General features: G+C 51.9%; 11 protein-coding genes. 9 read left to right on the top strand and 2 right to left on the bottom strand.

What is annotated here, in order from left to right; all coding sequences use genetic code 11:
• Positions 1-182: 182 nt before the first annotated feature.
• On the bottom strand, positions 183-1,472 hold the full coding sequence (locus CBE73_RS08500) for a glycoside hydrolase family 125 protein (protein ID WP_094093873.1): 1,290 nt from the start codon (positions 1,470-1,472) through the stop codon (positions 183-185).
• Between the two features lie 433 nt (positions 1,473-1,905).
• Between CBE73_RS08500 and CBE73_RS08495 the strand changes: the two genes are divergently transcribed.
• The 4 genes from CBE73_RS08495 (at position 1,906) to CBE73_RS08480 (ending at position 6,548) form a co-directional block, all read left to right on the top strand.
• Positions 1,906-2,820 (top strand): ABC transporter permease, encoded by a 915-nt coding sequence (locus CBE73_RS08495; protein ID WP_373286378.1) that lies wholly within the window; start codon positions 1,906-1,908, stop codon positions 2,818-2,820.
• 61 nt (positions 2,821-2,881) lie between these two features.
• A complete protein-coding gene (locus tag CBE73_RS08490) occupies positions 2,882-3,799 on the top strand; it encodes a carbohydrate ABC transporter permease (protein ID WP_094096207.1) in 918 nt (305 codons plus the stop codon).
• 98 nt (positions 3,800-3,897) lie between these two features.
• Positions 3,898-5,508: an extracellular solute-binding protein gene (locus CBE73_RS08485; RefSeq protein WP_094093871.1), complete on the top strand. Its 1,611-nt coding sequence runs from the start codon at positions 3,898-3,900 to the stop codon at positions 5,506-5,508.
• A gap of 20 nt (positions 5,509-5,528) precedes the next feature.
• Positions 5,529-6,548 carry a glycoside hydrolase family 130 protein gene (locus CBE73_RS08480; RefSeq protein WP_094093870.1) on the top strand — a complete coding sequence of 340 codons (1,020 nt, stop codon included), beginning with the start codon at positions 5,529-5,531 and terminating at the stop codon, positions 6,546-6,548.
• A 173-nt stretch (positions 6,549-6,721) separates the two neighbouring features.
• On the opposite strand, the gene CBE73_RS08475 is transcribed toward CBE73_RS08480, so the two are convergent.
• Positions 6,722-9,031: a helix-turn-helix domain-containing protein gene (locus CBE73_RS08475; protein WP_308420946.1), complete on the bottom strand. Its 2,310-nt coding sequence runs from the start codon at positions 9,029-9,031 to the stop codon at positions 6,722-6,724.
• 380 nt (positions 9,032-9,411) lie between these two features.
• Between CBE73_RS08475 and CBE73_RS08470 the strand changes: the two genes are divergently transcribed.
• From CBE73_RS08470 to alaS, 5 genes are all read left to right on the top strand, one after another.
• Positions 9,412-10,569 carry a cysteine desulfurase family protein gene (locus tag CBE73_RS08470; RefSeq protein WP_094093869.1) on the top strand — a complete coding sequence of 386 codons (1,158 nt, stop codon included), beginning with the start codon at positions 9,412-9,414 and terminating at the stop codon, positions 10,567-10,569.
• Positions 10,570-10,631: 62 nt separating this feature from the next.
• Positions 10,632-11,135 (top strand): PRC-barrel domain-containing protein, encoded by a 504-nt coding sequence (locus CBE73_RS08465; protein WP_094093868.1) that lies wholly within the window; start codon positions 10,632-10,634, stop codon positions 11,133-11,135.
• A 30-nt stretch (positions 11,136-11,165) separates the two neighbouring features.
• Positions 11,166-11,375 (top strand): hypothetical protein, encoded by a 210-nt coding sequence (locus tag CBE73_RS08460; RefSeq protein ID WP_174704805.1) that lies wholly within the window; start codon positions 11,166-11,168, stop codon positions 11,373-11,375.
• Positions 11,376-11,601: 226 nt separating this feature from the next.
• Complete coding sequence (locus CBE73_RS08455; protein ID WP_094093867.1) at positions 11,602-12,669, top strand: AI-2E family transporter; 1,068 nt, start codon at positions 11,602-11,604, stop codon at positions 12,667-12,669.
• Between the two features lie 412 nt (positions 12,670-13,081).
• Positions 13,082-15,709 (top strand): alanine--tRNA ligase, encoded by a 2,628-nt coding sequence (gene alaS, locus CBE73_RS08450; protein ID WP_094093866.1) that lies wholly within the window; start codon positions 13,082-13,084, stop codon positions 15,707-15,709.
• Positions 15,710-15,820 lie beyond the last annotated feature (111 nt).

Raw genomic sequence — 15,820 nt, 5'->3', positions numbered from 1 at the left:
TTGATGAGATATGGTATGTTTGAGGCAGGGCATGTGTACCGTTTTTAGGCATAATTTCTGATATTCGGGGAAAAAGAGGACAGCCAACCTTGAACGCAGGCAGGCCTGCAGCTGGGTTGGCTGTTTCTTATGTGAAGCTTAGCTTTCTAAACCGGTCCCTAAACCGGCGCCTAAACCGGCGCCTAAACCAGTCCTTTATCCATCGCTTTGCAGATCAAAGCGGCGAACAGGCTGTTGGACCAGGCGAACCAAGGCCGTGAGAAATCGGCAGGATTGTCGGGGTGGAATCCTTCATGCATATAACCGGTGCCGGCGTCGGTGTCGATCAGTGTGTCGATCAGGGCCTTGATCTCTTCGTCGTCCGTCGAGGTCATGGCCTGCATGGCCAAGGCCATATGCCAGACATAGCCGCCCGGCGTATGCGGACTGCCGATGCCTTTGGCGAATTTGCCTTCGAAATAGAACGGATTGTCAAAGCTTAAAGCAAACCGGCGGGTATTTTGGTAAATCGGATCATCTGCCGTGACATAACCGATGTAAGGAATCGACATCAGCCCCGGCGTGCCGGCGTCGTCCATCAGGCAGTAATTCCCGAAGCCGTCCGTTTCATAGGCATAAATTTTGCCGTATACGGGATGGTTGTAAATGCCGTAGGCCCGAATGCCGTAATTGATCTCCTTACGCAGCTTGCTCGCCCGTGCGGCGAGTCTGCTATCCTTATAGATATCCTCCGCGATTTCCCGGATGTGACCGAGAATGACAACCGCAAACATATTGGACGGAATGTTGTAGCCGAACAGATTGGCATCATCGCTTGGACGGAAGCCGGACCAGCTCATGCCCGTATAGTTCACCGGCAGCCCGCGGCCATCGTTCTGGAGCGTCTCTGTTTCGAGCTCGGTTTGACGTACGAACCGGTAAGGGGATTTTCCCATATGGTGCTGCTCTGTCTGGATCACCTGGACAATACTGCTCAGCGCCTGGTAGCAGGCATCGTCAAACATGGACGTCCGTCCGGTTGTCTGCCAATATTCATAGAGGAGCTGCACGGGAAAACAAAGCGAGTCCAGCTCATATTTCCGCTCCCACATCCACGGATTCAAATCGCATTCGTCCGTCGCCCGGTAATGTCGGTCATTGGCCGTTTCGTTAAAGGCGTTGGTGTAGGGATCAATGTTGATATAGAACATCTGGCGGGCAATCAGGCCCTCCATAATGTCCTGCAGCTCCGGATCTTCTTTCGCAAAAGGGATATAGTGGCGAACCTGCTCGGTTGAATCTCTCAGCCACATCGCCGGAATGTCTCCGGTAAATACAAAGGTAGTTCCGTCTTCCAGCCGTTTGGTGGTCGTCTCCAGCGTATTGGGGAAGCAGTTGCGGAAGAGCTTCCGGAGCTCGGGATAAGCAGCCAGGCGTTGGTCGGCTTTGTCCAGAAACTGTTCGATCACTTGAGGCAGCTTAGTCGTAATCATGATCTTTAATCCTCCTAGATCCTCTGTTAGTTGGGCATATCATAGAAAGGCTCGCAGTGACAGACTTCGATAGACAGATTTACATAGAGAAGCGGAAAGCACAATATGTATCATTTGAACCGGGGAATCCGGGGTTAAAAACGACATATTCCAGCCGGGAGTCACCGGGGGGAATCAAAGACAGAAAGGAAGCAGAAATCCTTGTCTGACAAGGCTTTTCCCCAGGCCGGACCTGACAATTCAGATCTTACATATTTACGGTGTCAGCTACCATTCCATACAATTTGAATTGTAAGCGCTAGCAATAAAGAGAGGCGCCGGATGGTCCGGATAGGCTGACACTGCCGGGTCAACTTTTCTATTCAAAAGGAGGAAGGAGAGATCTGAACAAATGAGAAGAGAAGGAAAACGCACGGCGGCAAGCGGCGAACTCATGACCGGGGGCCGAACGCTGAGCAGCCGGATTTTCATGAACTGGGAGCTTTATTTGTTTTTGGCGCCTGCGCTGCTCTTTTTCCTGGTGTTCTGTTACTGGCCGATGTACGGTATACAGATTGCGTTCAAAAACTTTTCACCAGTGAAAGGCATCACAGGAAGTCCGTGGGTCGGCTTTGAGCATTTTGAGCGTTTCTTCCATTCTTATTATTTCGGCGATTTATTATGGAACACATTTAGTCTCAGCTTGTATGAGCTGGCCGTAGGGTTTCCGCTGCCCATCATCCTGGCGCTGGCCTTTAACGAGGTCCGCAACGGTTTCTTCAAGAAAACGGTGCAGACCGTTACCTACGCGCCGCATTTTATTTCCGTGGTCGTGATGGCCGGGATGATTATTACGTTTCTCTCCCCGTCATCGGGGATGATCGTGAAGTTCATCGAGTTTTTAGGTTTTCAATCTCCCGATTTTCTGACGGACCCGCGCTGGTTCAAAACGGTTTATGTTTTGTCAGGTGTCTGGCAGAGCACCGGGTGGGGCACGATCATCTATTTGGCCGCGTTGTCGGCCGTGGATCCGCAGCTTCATGAAGCCGCGATCATGGATGGAGCCAGCCGTTTCAAACGGATGCTTCATATCAATGTTCCGACGATCATTCCGACGATCACGATCCTGCTTATTTTGAATGTCGGCAACATTCTGGGCATTGGCTACGAGAAAGTCCTGCTGCTGCAAAACTCGCTGAATATGGACTCCTCGGATATTATTTCTACATTTGTTTACCGGTCCGGTTTGGTCAGCGCGCAGTACAGCTTCTCCACGGCGGTCGGTCTGTTTAACTCGGTAGTGAATGCGATCCTGCTGGTCGCTGTTAACAGGCTCGCCAAACGGACAAGCGAAACGAGCCTGTGGTAGAGAAAGGAGGAGTTTTATGGCGACCGCAACCGTACTTAAGGGACCCAAGTCTACAAGAGGAATGAAGGCGTCCGGCCCCATCAGGGAATCCGGTGTGGACCGTTTTTTCCTGGTCGTTACTTACTGTTTTCTGGCAATTGCCTTGATCATTGTCCTGTATCCCGTTGTCTACATTATCAGTGCATCCATCAGCAGTCCCAAATTCGTAAGCTCGGGAGAAATGTGGCTGTTTCCGAAAGGCCTGACCTTTGACGGATATAAATTAGTGTTCGAAAACCCTAAAATATGGCTGGGTTACCGAAATACGATCGTCTATACCGTTTTGGGCACCTTGCTCAATCTGCTGCTCACGATTCCGTCTGCTTATGCGCTCAGCCGTACGGATTTGGTGGGACGCAAGCTGTTTTTGGCCCTTATTCTGGTCACGATGTTTTTCAGCGGCGGGCTGATTCCCACCTATCTGGTTGTGAAAGATTTGGGACTGGTCAACACGTTATGGGCGCTGATTTTGCCGACCGGTGTGTCTGTTTGGAACCTGATTGTGGCCCGGACATTTTTCCAGTCTTCCATTCCGAAGGAGCTTCAGGAGGCGGCACAGGTGGATGGCTGCTCCAACACCCGTTTGTTTGTGCAGATCATCCTGCCGCTGTCGGCTCCGATTATCGCAGTTATGACCTTGTTCTACGGTGTGAACCAATGGAACAGTTATTTTCCGGCGCTGATTTACCTGAATGACACGGACAAATATCCGCTGCAGATGGTGCTGCGTCAAATCCTCGTCCTGCAGGAAATGTCGGCGGAGACAACGGGGGCGGCGATCAGCAGCGATATTGCCCAGGCGATGAACAACAAAGCGGAAATCGCTTCCCTCGTGAAGTACGCGGTCATTATTGTATCTACGCTGCCGATTATCGTCATTTATCCGTTTGTGCAGCGTTATTTCGTACAAGGCGTCATGATCGGTTCCGTGAAGGGCTAGAAACATGACGAACTAAAGAGAGTAATGCTAGCAAGGAAGAATAAGGATTCCGAAGAAACGGGTTCCATCACCAATCTTTGAAAAGGGAGGACTTTACTATGTTTCATAAAAAAGGTTTGACCCTGCTCCTGTCTGCCGGTTTATTGGCAGGTTTGCTGTCCGGCTGCGGGGGAGGCGGAAATGCCGGGAGCGCAAGCGGCTCGGGGAATGCGGCTGATGCTGTAAGCAAAGACGGCTTCCCGATTGTAAGCAAGCCGATTACCCTCACGATGATGGCGCCTGACGTTGGACTGCAGAATTGGGAGGATATGCCGGTGCTGCAGGAGATGGAGAAGAAGACCAACATCCATTTTGAATTCCAGAATGCCGCCAAGGACAGCTTTGATACGAAAAAGAATCTGGTTTTCGCCAGCGGCGAATATCCCGACATCTTTTATGCGGCTGGTCTGACGCCTGCTGAACAGATGAACTACGGCGGGCAGGGTATTTTGATTCCGCTTGAGGACCTTATCAACAATTATGCGCCCAATTTCAAGAAGGTCCTGGAGGAAAATCCGGATGTCCGCAAATCCATCACCGCTCCGGACGGGCATATCTATTCCCTGCCGGTGATCGACTTCAACCAGCCCTGGTACCGGAATCCGTTGTGGTACAACGGCGATTTCCTGAAGAAGCTGGGCGTAACGAAGCTGCCTGAAACAACGGAAGAGCTGTATCAATACCTGAAACGCGTCAAAGAAGAAGATCCGAACGGCAACGGCAAAGCCGACGAAATCCCGCTGTCCGTGGCTTCCAATCCGACTGGCCTTAGAGAAGTCCGTACCTGGCTGCTGGGTGCCTTCGGAATCTACGATGAAGAAGTTTACGTGGATGACGCGGATAAAGTGCATTACACCCCGCTTGAGGAAGGTTACAGAGGGTACCTGGAGTTTATGAACCGGCTGTGGAAGGAAGATTTGCTGGACCATGAAAGCTTCTCGCAAACTGCCGACCAGAAGAAAGCCAAAGCGCAGAACAACCAGGTGGCCTTGTTCTCCGACTGGAATGCTTATATGACCAAAGGCGGAGATCCTAGCACTGAGGATCCAATGTTTGCTCCGGTCCGCAGCGACATGGTCGACAAGCCGGCTATTGCCAAGAACAGAGGCATCACTACAGGTGCTTTCGCGATCTCGAATAAAAATCCGGCACCGGAAGCCAGCATGCGCTGGGTGGACTACCTGTATTCCTATGAAGGTTCGCTGATGTTTGATAAAGGGCCTGAAGGTATTCTGTGGGAGTATACAGACAAGGATACGCTGACCAAACAATATCTGCCTGTACCGGGCGGCGGAGACCGCGAGGAATACCGGGCAACTTTGACGCCGGATTACGGCATTCCGGCTCCAACGATTGCTACACCGGATATTTACAAAGGCCTGAAGACCGACTTCGACTTGTGGGTTGATAATGAATCCAAAACGAAGCTGCTTGACAAAGGGGCCCGCATTCCGTTCCCGACACTGTTCCTGACGCCAGACGAGCAGGCGGAAGTCAATGCGCTCAGCTCCGATCTGAACACTTACGTGCGGAGCATGGAAGCTAAGTTTATTACGGGTGCCGAACCGCTGACGAACTGGGATAAATATTTGGATACCGTGAAGAAAATGGGCGGCGAACGTATGGCCGAAATCTATCAGGCGGCTTATGACCGCTGGAAACAGAGCTGACGCAGGAGGCGGAGAGAGAGATGAAGATCACCAGACATCCGGACAATCCGATTGTAGTCCCGGGCGGCTATGAATGGCGTAAAGTGACGGTATTTAATCCGGCAGTGATTATGGAAGAGGGTAAATTTTATATGGTGGAGCGGACCGCTGGTTCGCTCACGCCCTGCAAAAATTACCTGGGCCTGCTGGAAAGCGAGGACGGCGTCCATTTCACCCATGTGAAGGATGAACCGATCGTGACGCCGGATATGCTCGGTTTCCCATACGGCAGCGTTCAGGATCCGCGCCTTGTCAAAATTGACGGGACGTATTATATGAATTACGCCCTTCGGCCCTGCGCCATGAACTACTATCCGACGGGAGCCGGGGTTCCAGACCGATCCTTTCCGGAATATCCGGATGGATGGGGAGAACAGGAGGGGCACTGGCTGACCCGTTCTTCCATCCTTGTCTCCCGTAATCTGCTCGACTGGGAGTTTGTGGCGGATACGACACCGCTGGACATTAACGACCGGGACAATATTTTGTTTCCGGAGAAAATTAACGGTAAATTCGTCATGCTGCGCCGGCCGGAGGAATATGTAGGCGAAGCGTACGGCACGGAGAAAGCCGCGATCTGGATTACGTATTCCGAGGATCTGGTCCACTGGGAAGAACCAAAGCTGCTCGCCAAAGGGGAGCATCCTGGCTGGGAATCCCGGAAAATCGGCGGCTCCACGCCGCCAATCCGGACGGATAAAGGCTGGCTGGTGCTCTACCACGGTGTGGATGACGAGGTTGTCTACCGCGTAGGGGCCATGCTGCTGGATTTGGACAATCCGGAAAAGATCATTGCCCGCACCCGCAACTTCATCATGGAGCCGGAAACGTATTACGAGAAATTTGGCTACCAGATTCCGAACGTCATTTTCCCGACGGGCAATGTGCTCAAAGATGGCCTTCTCTACATTTATTACGGCGTGACCGATACGGCGATTGCACTGGCGACGGTTCCGCTGGATGAACTGGTCGATTACGTGCTGAACGAACCGCAGGGATAACCGGGAACTAAGGAATTTAAATTTGCTGCTTAACAGTCGTTTGAAACTAAAACACTTCCGAAACCGCCAAGGCGGACGGAAGTGTTTTTTCGGTTAAATGATAATAGGTGCGGTGGATGGTGACAGCTACCGCCGCTCTCTTGCAGCAATTACCGCCACTCTCATGCATACAGCTACCGCTGCGCACCTGCATGCAGCTTGCGGTACTGTCCCGGCGTGTAGCCTGTCTCTTTCTTGAATTTGCGGATAAAATTCGGAGCGTCCAGGTAACCGACCTGCTCGATAATTTCCTTCAGCGGGGCGCTGGTCGTGACCAGCAGCCGTGAAACCTCATCCATCCGGCGCTGCCAGATATATTGGGAGAAGTTGCTGCCGGTTTTCTCTTTGAAGATCCGGCTTAAATACGAGCTGGAGATCGAGTAGCGGAGAGCCACATGCTCCAGGCTAAGAGTGTAATCCATATATTGTTGATCGACATAAGCCACGACATCATCAATCATGGAGTACTGCTCGGTTTCTGCCTTGTGTTCCACCTGCTGACAAATCCGCAGGGCCAGGAATCCAAGCTTGGCCTCCAGCTCCTCCAGTGTATCAAAGGACGTAAAGCTGGCGATATCCTGAAAGACATCATCCATACCAAGCTCGGAAGCGGTTCTCAGCAGCGTATTCAGCAGATCGAAGCACACGCAGCGCAGCAGGTGCATAGACAACGCCTGCTCTTTCACGTCGTTCATGATGCTGGAGATAACCTCCCGGGCTACACTTTCATTGCCCTGCTTCAAGCTTTGCACAAGCTTCAGGCTGTCTGATTTCGGCAGCCAGTAGGTATCCGCAGAAGCGGCGTTTAATTCGGCAAGCTGGCCGAAATACGTTACCCGCCCGTTGGAGCCGACCATCCGGTGCTCCAGCGCCGCGGCCGCTTCAATGAAAGACTGGTTCACGTCCGCCAAATCATCATATAAAGTTCCTACGCCGATATAAGGAACCGGCTGGGAGCTTTCGACCAGCGTCACCTTAACGGTATCCACGATGGACGGAACCCGAAGAAGAGCTTCGTCCGGAGAATCCACATCTATAGAAAGCATCAGCGCAAACTGGCCGGTCGGTGAGAATTCAAGCCCATATGCTTTTGCATCCAAATCAGGAATATCAAACTCGCTAAGCGTTTCTTCTGCATGGCGCCATGACAGGCCCGACTCCTGCCCCTCGTCCCAAGCGAGAATTAAGCAGAAGTAGTATCCTCGGTTCTCCGGCAGCTCCAGGCCGGAGGCGGCGACCATTTCCTTGATTTCCGGGTCGTCGGGTTTGCCATGCTTGAGCAGCAGAAGCAGGCATTGATTCCGCACATAAGGCTGCTGCATATGGATCCGCGCGCTGTAGTCATGCAGCATCTGACGGATCCATTCCCATTCGCTGCGCATTTTGAAATTAACACCGGGTTCATTCTTCAATCCGGCAAATTCAAGCAGGTCGCGAATCGGGTGATACTGGCGTCTCGCCAGCAGGATAGCTGCGAAAATACCGATCGGCACGGCAATACAGAAGACCAGCAGGATCAAGCTTTTAATCGGAGAAACATGGCTGAAGAATTGATAGCTTGGCATTACGGTCATATAGGTCCAGTCGTTTTCTTTGGACTTGACTGAAACTACGGAATACGGCTCCCCGCTCAGCGTCAAACTATGGATCCCCGGATCCAGCGACGAAAGTGAATTCAGCTCGCTCTCAGGGAGGTTAAACCCATGGTTGTTGGCCGTAAGCAGCTGTTTGTTCTCATCAAAAATATAACTGCTACCGGAATAGTCGTTGAGAATCGAATCCATGACCCCCATCAGCGTCGATTCCTTCATTAAATATAAAATGCTTCCGTAAGGATAGGGATCATTGGGTTTAATCGGTACGATTAAGGCGAGCATCGGTTCTTTCTTGGAGCTGACCGTGACTTTTTCGGCAGGCATCATCACGGGATGATTCAGCTCGTTGAGATCCTTGCGCACCTGTTCGGCACTCCAGTTCTCAAATTGGTACATCCGGTTAAACGTTACATCCAGGTCAGCCAGTCCGCGATACGAATAAATAAGAGAATCATTATGGAAGTACAAGAACAGGTCCTCCAGAATCCCGCTGTTGGCCTTATAGCTGGCCAGGGAACGGATCGCCTCGACACCGTAATAAGGATGGTGAACCATATAAGGGGTAAGATGCTCGTCGTAAGAGATTTTGCTCGCGATCTGTTGAAGCTCGGACATCCGGTCGTCCAGGGTGGCTTTGACTTGATTCAGCTGGTTGACGTTGGACTGTTCAATTTCGGAGCGCAGGCTGTTGACTGCGTTTTCATAAACGAATAGAGTAACCCCTGTTAAAGGAATTAAGAACATCAGGAGATAGGAAAGTATATACTTCAGCAGAAGCTTGGACTTAAAGTGGCTCCAGTTCATGGAGAATCGGGATACAACGGATGGCTTCATGGATGGTTTTGACACGATAAGGCGCCCTCCCCTTTGCTTGTTTCGTATATCTATGGTAAGCGGTTTCACATGGCGATGTTGGCAGTGGTCTTTTGATCTGATTCTAGATTGTTAACTATTATATTATCATAGGCGGGGACCTTGTCCCATAGCGTTTTTTTTGAATGGGGGCAAGCAATTTTAATGGACGGATGCTTGCTGCCGGGGGGATTTTTACCGCTTTGGGTTTTAAGTCCTGAATAGCTGGCGAAAATTTAAGAGTCACGGATTATTCCGTTGTAAGTGACTGTATAAAAGACTATACTAAGGGATGCAGCGCGGGTTTGACTTTTACTGATTAATGAAATAAGCGCCTGTACATCTATTCTTGATTTGAATTTAAGGAGTCTTCCATTATGAATCATATATATTTGGATCACGCGGCTTCCACGCCGGTTCATCCGCTTGTGGCGGAAACGATGCTTGAAATTATGAAAGGAAAGGTCGGGAATGCTTCCAGTGTGCATGCCTTTGGTCGGGACGCGAAACGGATCGTCAACGGGGCGAGGGATCAGGTATCCGCTGCGCTCGGCTGCGGGCCGGACGAGCTGATCTTTACCTCGGGCGGAACCGAAAGTGATAATCTGGCTTTATTCGGAGCCGCAACCGCCTGCCGTAACGCCGGTAAGGGTAAACATATGATTACGGCGGCTACTGAACATCATGCAGTACTGCATGCTTGCGAACGCTTGGAGCAGCTGGGCTTTGAAGTGACCTACCTTCCGGTCGACCGGTACGGCCAGGTTCATCTGGAGCAGGTTAAGGAAGCAATTCGGCCGGATACGATTCTGATCAGCCTTATGTACGGCAATAATGAAGTAGGCACCCTTCATCCGGTTGAGGCGGTCGGAGCGGTGGCTAAAGAACACGGAATCTTGTTCCATGTGGATGCGGTACAAGCCTTCGGAAGCATTCGTTTATCCATGAAGGACCTGCCGGTGGATCTTCTCAGCGTATCCTCCCATAAAATCAACGGACCTCAGGGGGTAGGAGCGCTTTATCTCCGACGTGGTACCATGCTTGACCCGATCCTCTACGGCGGCAACCAGGAGCGCAAACGCCGGGCCGGCACGGAAAATATGGCTGGGTTGGCCGGTTTTGCGAAGGCTGCTGAAATCGCAGCCGCAGATCTGGAAGGCAGACGGGCGAATTATGAAACGCTGCGCCAAACGCTTTTACACGGCCTGAACACCGAAGTCGGCCCCGAGCATTACCATGTAAACGGGCATCCGACAGAGCATCTGCCGAATATTCTGAACATTAGCTTTCCGGAGGTCGGAACGGAGACGATGCTGATGAATCTCGATATGGAAGGGATTGCGGTTGCGAGCGGCTCAGCATGCACCTCCGGCTCACTGGAACCTTCCCATGTGCTGGAGGCGATGAAGCTGCCGGAACAATTTTTGCGCTCGGCGATTCGTTTTAGTTTTGGTTTGGGTAATACTACACAGGAAATGGAGCAAACGGCGCAAAAAGTTGGAACCATCCTTGCCCGGATTCGTAATAGACGATAAGGGTTCTATTACGTTATACCGGGAAAGGGGGTCGCTGAATTTCTAGAGGAGGTGCCCATGCCATGAAGCTGCAGGAAATGATCGGTTTGCCGGTGTTTGATGTGGATAATGGCAAGGAGATCGGCAAGGTTTTGGATGTGCTCCTTAGCGAAGACTGGAAGGTTGCAGGCATTATGCTTGAAGGGAAAACCTTATTTTCTCCTCAAATTAAAGCCGTGCTTTGGGAAGACATTATCGCTTACGGCGAAGACGCCGTCATGATCCGCAATAAACAAGCCGTCCGCAAAATGGATGCTGAACATATAAAACTTACTTTTGCGCTTGGCAGCGGCAAGGTAAAGGAACTCCCAGTGCTGACCAGTGAGGGAGTTATGATTGGTCACGTCAGTGATGTTTATTTTGACCAACATTTGGGAAATACAATAACAGGGTTTGAAATTAGTGACGGTTTTATCTCCGACTTGGTGGAAGGACGGAAGCTGCTGCCTTTTACCGGGGATATTGTTAAGGGCGAAAATGCCGTGATGGTCCCTGCCTTTAGCGAGCAGCGGCTGGAGAACCGTTAATTTATCGGAGAGATGGTGTTGAATATGATGATGAAATGTCCAAACTGCAATTCTAAAGATATCGGAAAAATTGGTTCCCATCAGTTTTACTGCTGGGGCTGCTTTATTGAACTGACCGTAAACGGCGATAAAATGTCGGTCTATCAGGTGGAAGAAGACGGCACGCTGAGCTCGCTGGACGATTTGTTCTTCGGGGACGAAATGGTGCAGGAATATCCGGAGCTCCATGCCCCTTCCTGATGCTCAACTACATAGCCGCTTAACTGTATAGGGGTTTCTTATCAGGCAGACCGATCAGTGTTGGCTAAACACGGCGGTCTGCTTTTTGATTTCTTGTAAATGGCGGGCGCCGGCGTTGTTTTCCCTTCTGTTTGTCCGTTTGTTCTGTCTGCTTCCGGGTTATTTTGGGCGGCAGCGGCATATACTGACATATAGCCAGTCCGCTGGCGGGGAGGGATTAGCTACAATGGAGCCATTTTACAAAAGCAGATTGTTCCGCTACGGCTGCTGGGTGCTGCTGTCGCTGATTATTTTATATTTTATTTGGCTGCTCAGGCCATTATTCGGACTTGTTTACAGTTTTCTAAAAGCGGTGCTTGCCCCGTTTCTCATCGCGATCATCATCTCTTATGTGCTTAATCCGATCGTCAAAATGCTGAATTCGCGTAAAGTGCCGAGAACAATGGCGGTACTGCTGATCTATGCCGTTTTCCTGACCAGCTTGACCGTCATTCTAATGAATATGATTCCGATGTTCATCGAGCAGCTGGGTGAGCTGGGCGAACACCTGCCGGAGTTTACGATGCATACGCAGCAGATTATGAACAAATGGGATAATCCGATGCTGCCGCAGGGCATCCGCATGGGGATGAATAACTGGTTTTACCAGGCCGAACAGCGGCTCGCGGCCGGGATTTCCGGTTTCCTGGACAACATCGGCACGACAATCGGCGTGATGTTCAACGCTTTTATCATCCCGTTCCTGATCTTCTACATGCTAAAGGACTTTGAAGTGTTCGAGCGGATGCTGATCCGCTGCCTGCCCAAATCGCACCGCAAATCCATCGTAGGCCTGCTTAAGGAAATTGATGAAGCGCTCGGCAATTATGTGAGGGGACAATTCCTGGTCTGCGTCATCATCGGTGTGTTGGCTTATGCAGGCTACATGATTATCGGTATGCCTTATGCGCTGCTGTTCGCCGGCGTGGTGGCGGTGTGCAATATCATTCCTTATCTGGGGCCCTTCCTCGGGGCCGCCCCGGCTGCACTGGTCGCAACCACAATTTCCTGGAAAATGGTGTTGTTCGTCGTTATCGTCAATATGGCCTGCCAGATTATTGAAAGCAATATTATTTCGCCTCAGGTTGTCGGACGGACGCTGCATCTGCATCCGATGTTCATCATCTTTGCGCTGCTGGTCGGCGGGGAAATCGGGGGCATTCCGGGCCTGATTCTGGCCGTTCCTTTTTTCGCCGTCATTAAAGTCGTGATCCAGCACTTCTACGCCTACTACATCCGCCGGAAAACGGTATAGGCTCACGATTGACAGGCTGCGCCGCGGGCTTATATACTAATATTGATTTTGTGCGCTTATTGGAGCGCTTCTATTAAACAACCAACACGAAGATGAAAACAAGTAAGTCCTGATCCATTCACCAGCGAGCGGTTCCTTTGCTGTCTCCGTTTCCAAGGCTGTGCAAGCCGGAAGCGCTGCGGCATCGGGTGAGAGAACCGGAATAAAGGCCAGGGCCGAAAGCTGCTTTCAGAGTGCGGACAAACTCCGCCGGGGATTCCCGTTACAGAATCGGCAAAGGCGATCAGCAGAGGATAGTTCCCTTAAGCAGGGACGAACTCCGGACAGCTGATAACCAGGGTGGTACCGCGAGACAATCGTCCCTGATCTTCAGGGGCGTTTTTTCTATTTTCAAATACAGGAGGAAACGTAAATGAAAGCAAGTGAAATCCGTTCCAAATGGCTGCAATTCTTTGCGTCCAAAGGACATTCGATCGAGCCGAGCGCTTCGCTGGTTCCCCATAACGATCCATCCCTGCTGTGGATCAACGCCGGCATGGCGCCGCTGAAACCGTATTTCGACGGCCGCGTGAAGCCGGAGAATCCGCGGATCGCGAATTCGCAGAAATGTATCCGTACCAACGATATTGAGAACGTCGGCAAGACGCGCCGCCACCATACATTCTTTGAAATGCTGGGCAACTTCTCTATCGGCGATTATTTCAAAGAAGAAGTCATCACCTGGGCGTGGGAATTCCTGACCGGCAAAGATTGGATCGGTTTTGATCCAGAGCGCCTGTCTGTTACGGTTTACCCGGAAGACGAAGAAGCGTACAAGCTGTGGAACGAGAAGATCGGCCTGCCTGCAAGCCGTATTATCAAGCTGGAGGACAACTTCTGGGATATTGGCGAAGGCCCTTGCGGACCTTGTACGGAAATTTTCTATGACCGCGGCGAGGCCTATGGCAATGATCCTGAGGATCCGGAGCTGTATCCGGGCGGGGAAAATGAACGTTACCTCGAGGTTTGGAACCTCGTATTCTCGCAGTTCAACCATAACAAAGACGGCAGCTATACGCCGCTTCCAAACAAAAATATCGATACAGGCGCGGGTCTGGAGCGTTTCGCTTCGATTTTGCAGAACGTTAACTCCAACTTCGATACCGATCTGTTCGTGCCGATTATTCAGCAGACAGCTCAAATCGCCAAGAAGGAATACGGCAAAGACGCCGAGCTTGACGTTGCATTCAAAGTTATCGCCGACCACATCCGTACTGTTGCGTTTGCGGTAGCTGACGGCGTGCTGCCTTCCAATGAAGGCCGTGGCTATGTCATCCGCCGCTTGCTGCGCCGCGCTGTCCGTTACGGCAAAATGCTCGGACTGGACCGTCCGTTCATGTTCTCTCTTGTAGAGACGGTTGGACAAATCATGGGCGAATTCTATCCGGACGTAGTCACCAAACGCGAATTCATCGAAAAGGTGATCCGCGGCGAAGAAGAACGTTTCCACGAAACGTTGACCGACGGGCTTGCCATTCTGGAGCAGGTCTCCAAGGAGGCCAAAGAGGCGGGCCAAACGGTGATCGGCGGCGCTGATGCGTTTAAGCTGTACGACACGTACGGATTCCCGCTGGATCTGACCGAAGACTACGCTTTGGAGCACGGCCTGACGGTCGACCGCGAAGGATTTGAAGCGGCGATGCAGAAGCAGCGCGACATGGCGCGTGCGGCGTCTCATACAGGCGGCAGCATGAAGGTCCAAGGCGGTGTACTGGCCGACTTCACGACTAAAACAGATTTCATTGGATATAATGAGCTGGAGGCATCCTCCAAAATTTTGGCGATTATTTCCGGCGATTCCTTTGTGGACACGCTCTCCGAAGGCCAAACCGGTCAAGTAATCCTGCAGGCTACGCCTTTCTATGCGGAAAGCGGCGGCCAGGTCAGCGACCAGGGCTGGATTCGCGGCGAAAGCGGAACCGCAGTAGTGTCGGGTCTATTTAAGGCGCCGCACGGCCAGCATGTACACGAAATCACGGTGGAAACAGGTGAACTTCGGACGGGTACAACCGTCAATGCCGAAGTTGACCATTCGAAACGCTCCGATATTGTGAAGAACCATACGGCGACCCACCTGCTGCACAAAGCGCTGAAAGAAGTGCTTGGCACCCATGTCAACCAGGCGGGTTCCCTGGTGGAGCCGGCGCGTCTGCGCTTTGACTTCTCTCACCTCGGCAGCATCTCGCCTGAGGAGCTGGCGGACATCGAACGCCGCGTCAATGAGCAGATTTGGAACAGCCTGAAAGTCACAATCGAGCTGAAACCGATCGACGAAGCGAAAGCGATGGGCGCCATGGCGTTGTTCGGCGAAAAATACGGCGACATTGTCCGCGTCGTCCAAGTCGGCGGCTACAGCCTTGAGCTGTGCGGCGGCTGCCATGTGCAGAACACGTCCGAAATCGGACTGTTCAAGCTGGTCAGCGAAAGCGGCATCGGCTCCGGCGTACGCCGGATCGAAGCGGTTACCGGCCGTTATGCTTACCTGTACATGGACGAGCAGCTTGATGTGCTGAAGAATGCTGCAGCTTTGCTGAAGTCCAATGTAACCGAAGTGCCTAAACGGATCGAAGCGCTGCATCAGCAGGTCAAAGAGTTGTCCCGCGAGAACGAATCGCTGCAGGGCAAGCTGAGCGCAATCGAAGCCGGCGAGCTGACGAGCCGCGTCGTTGAAGTCGGCGGAACCAAGCTGCTGGCCGAACGCGTACAGGCATCCAGCATGGATGCGCTCCGCACGCTGGCGGACGAGCTGAAGGTGAAAGTGCCGGACGCGGTTCTGGTGCTTGGCGCAGCTGCCGAAGACAAAGTTAACTTTGTCGTAGCGGTACCGCCGCAGGATGTGAAACGCGGTCTGCATGCAGGCAAGCTGGTGAAAGAAATTGCCGTATTGTGCGGCGGCGGCGGTGGCGGCCGTCCGGACATGGCGCAGGCAGGCGGCAAAGACGCCTCCAAGCTGGATGAGGCGCTTAAACTGGCCGGCGAGCTGGTAGCGGCTCAAGCTTAATTTTAAAAGGCTGCGGGGCTCCGATTGTCGGGAAATTTTCTAGTTTCCTATTTCCTTCTCGGAGCCCCGATATGGTATAGTAAATGATATAAGCTTGGCCCGAAACCGGCG

It is taken from the genome of Paenibacillus physcomitrellae (genome assembly GCF_002240225.1).
GTDB lineage: Bacteria > Bacillota > Bacilli > Paenibacillales > Paenibacillaceae > Fontibacillus > Fontibacillus physcomitrellae.
This window is presented reverse-complemented; position numbering and strand designations above follow the sequence as displayed.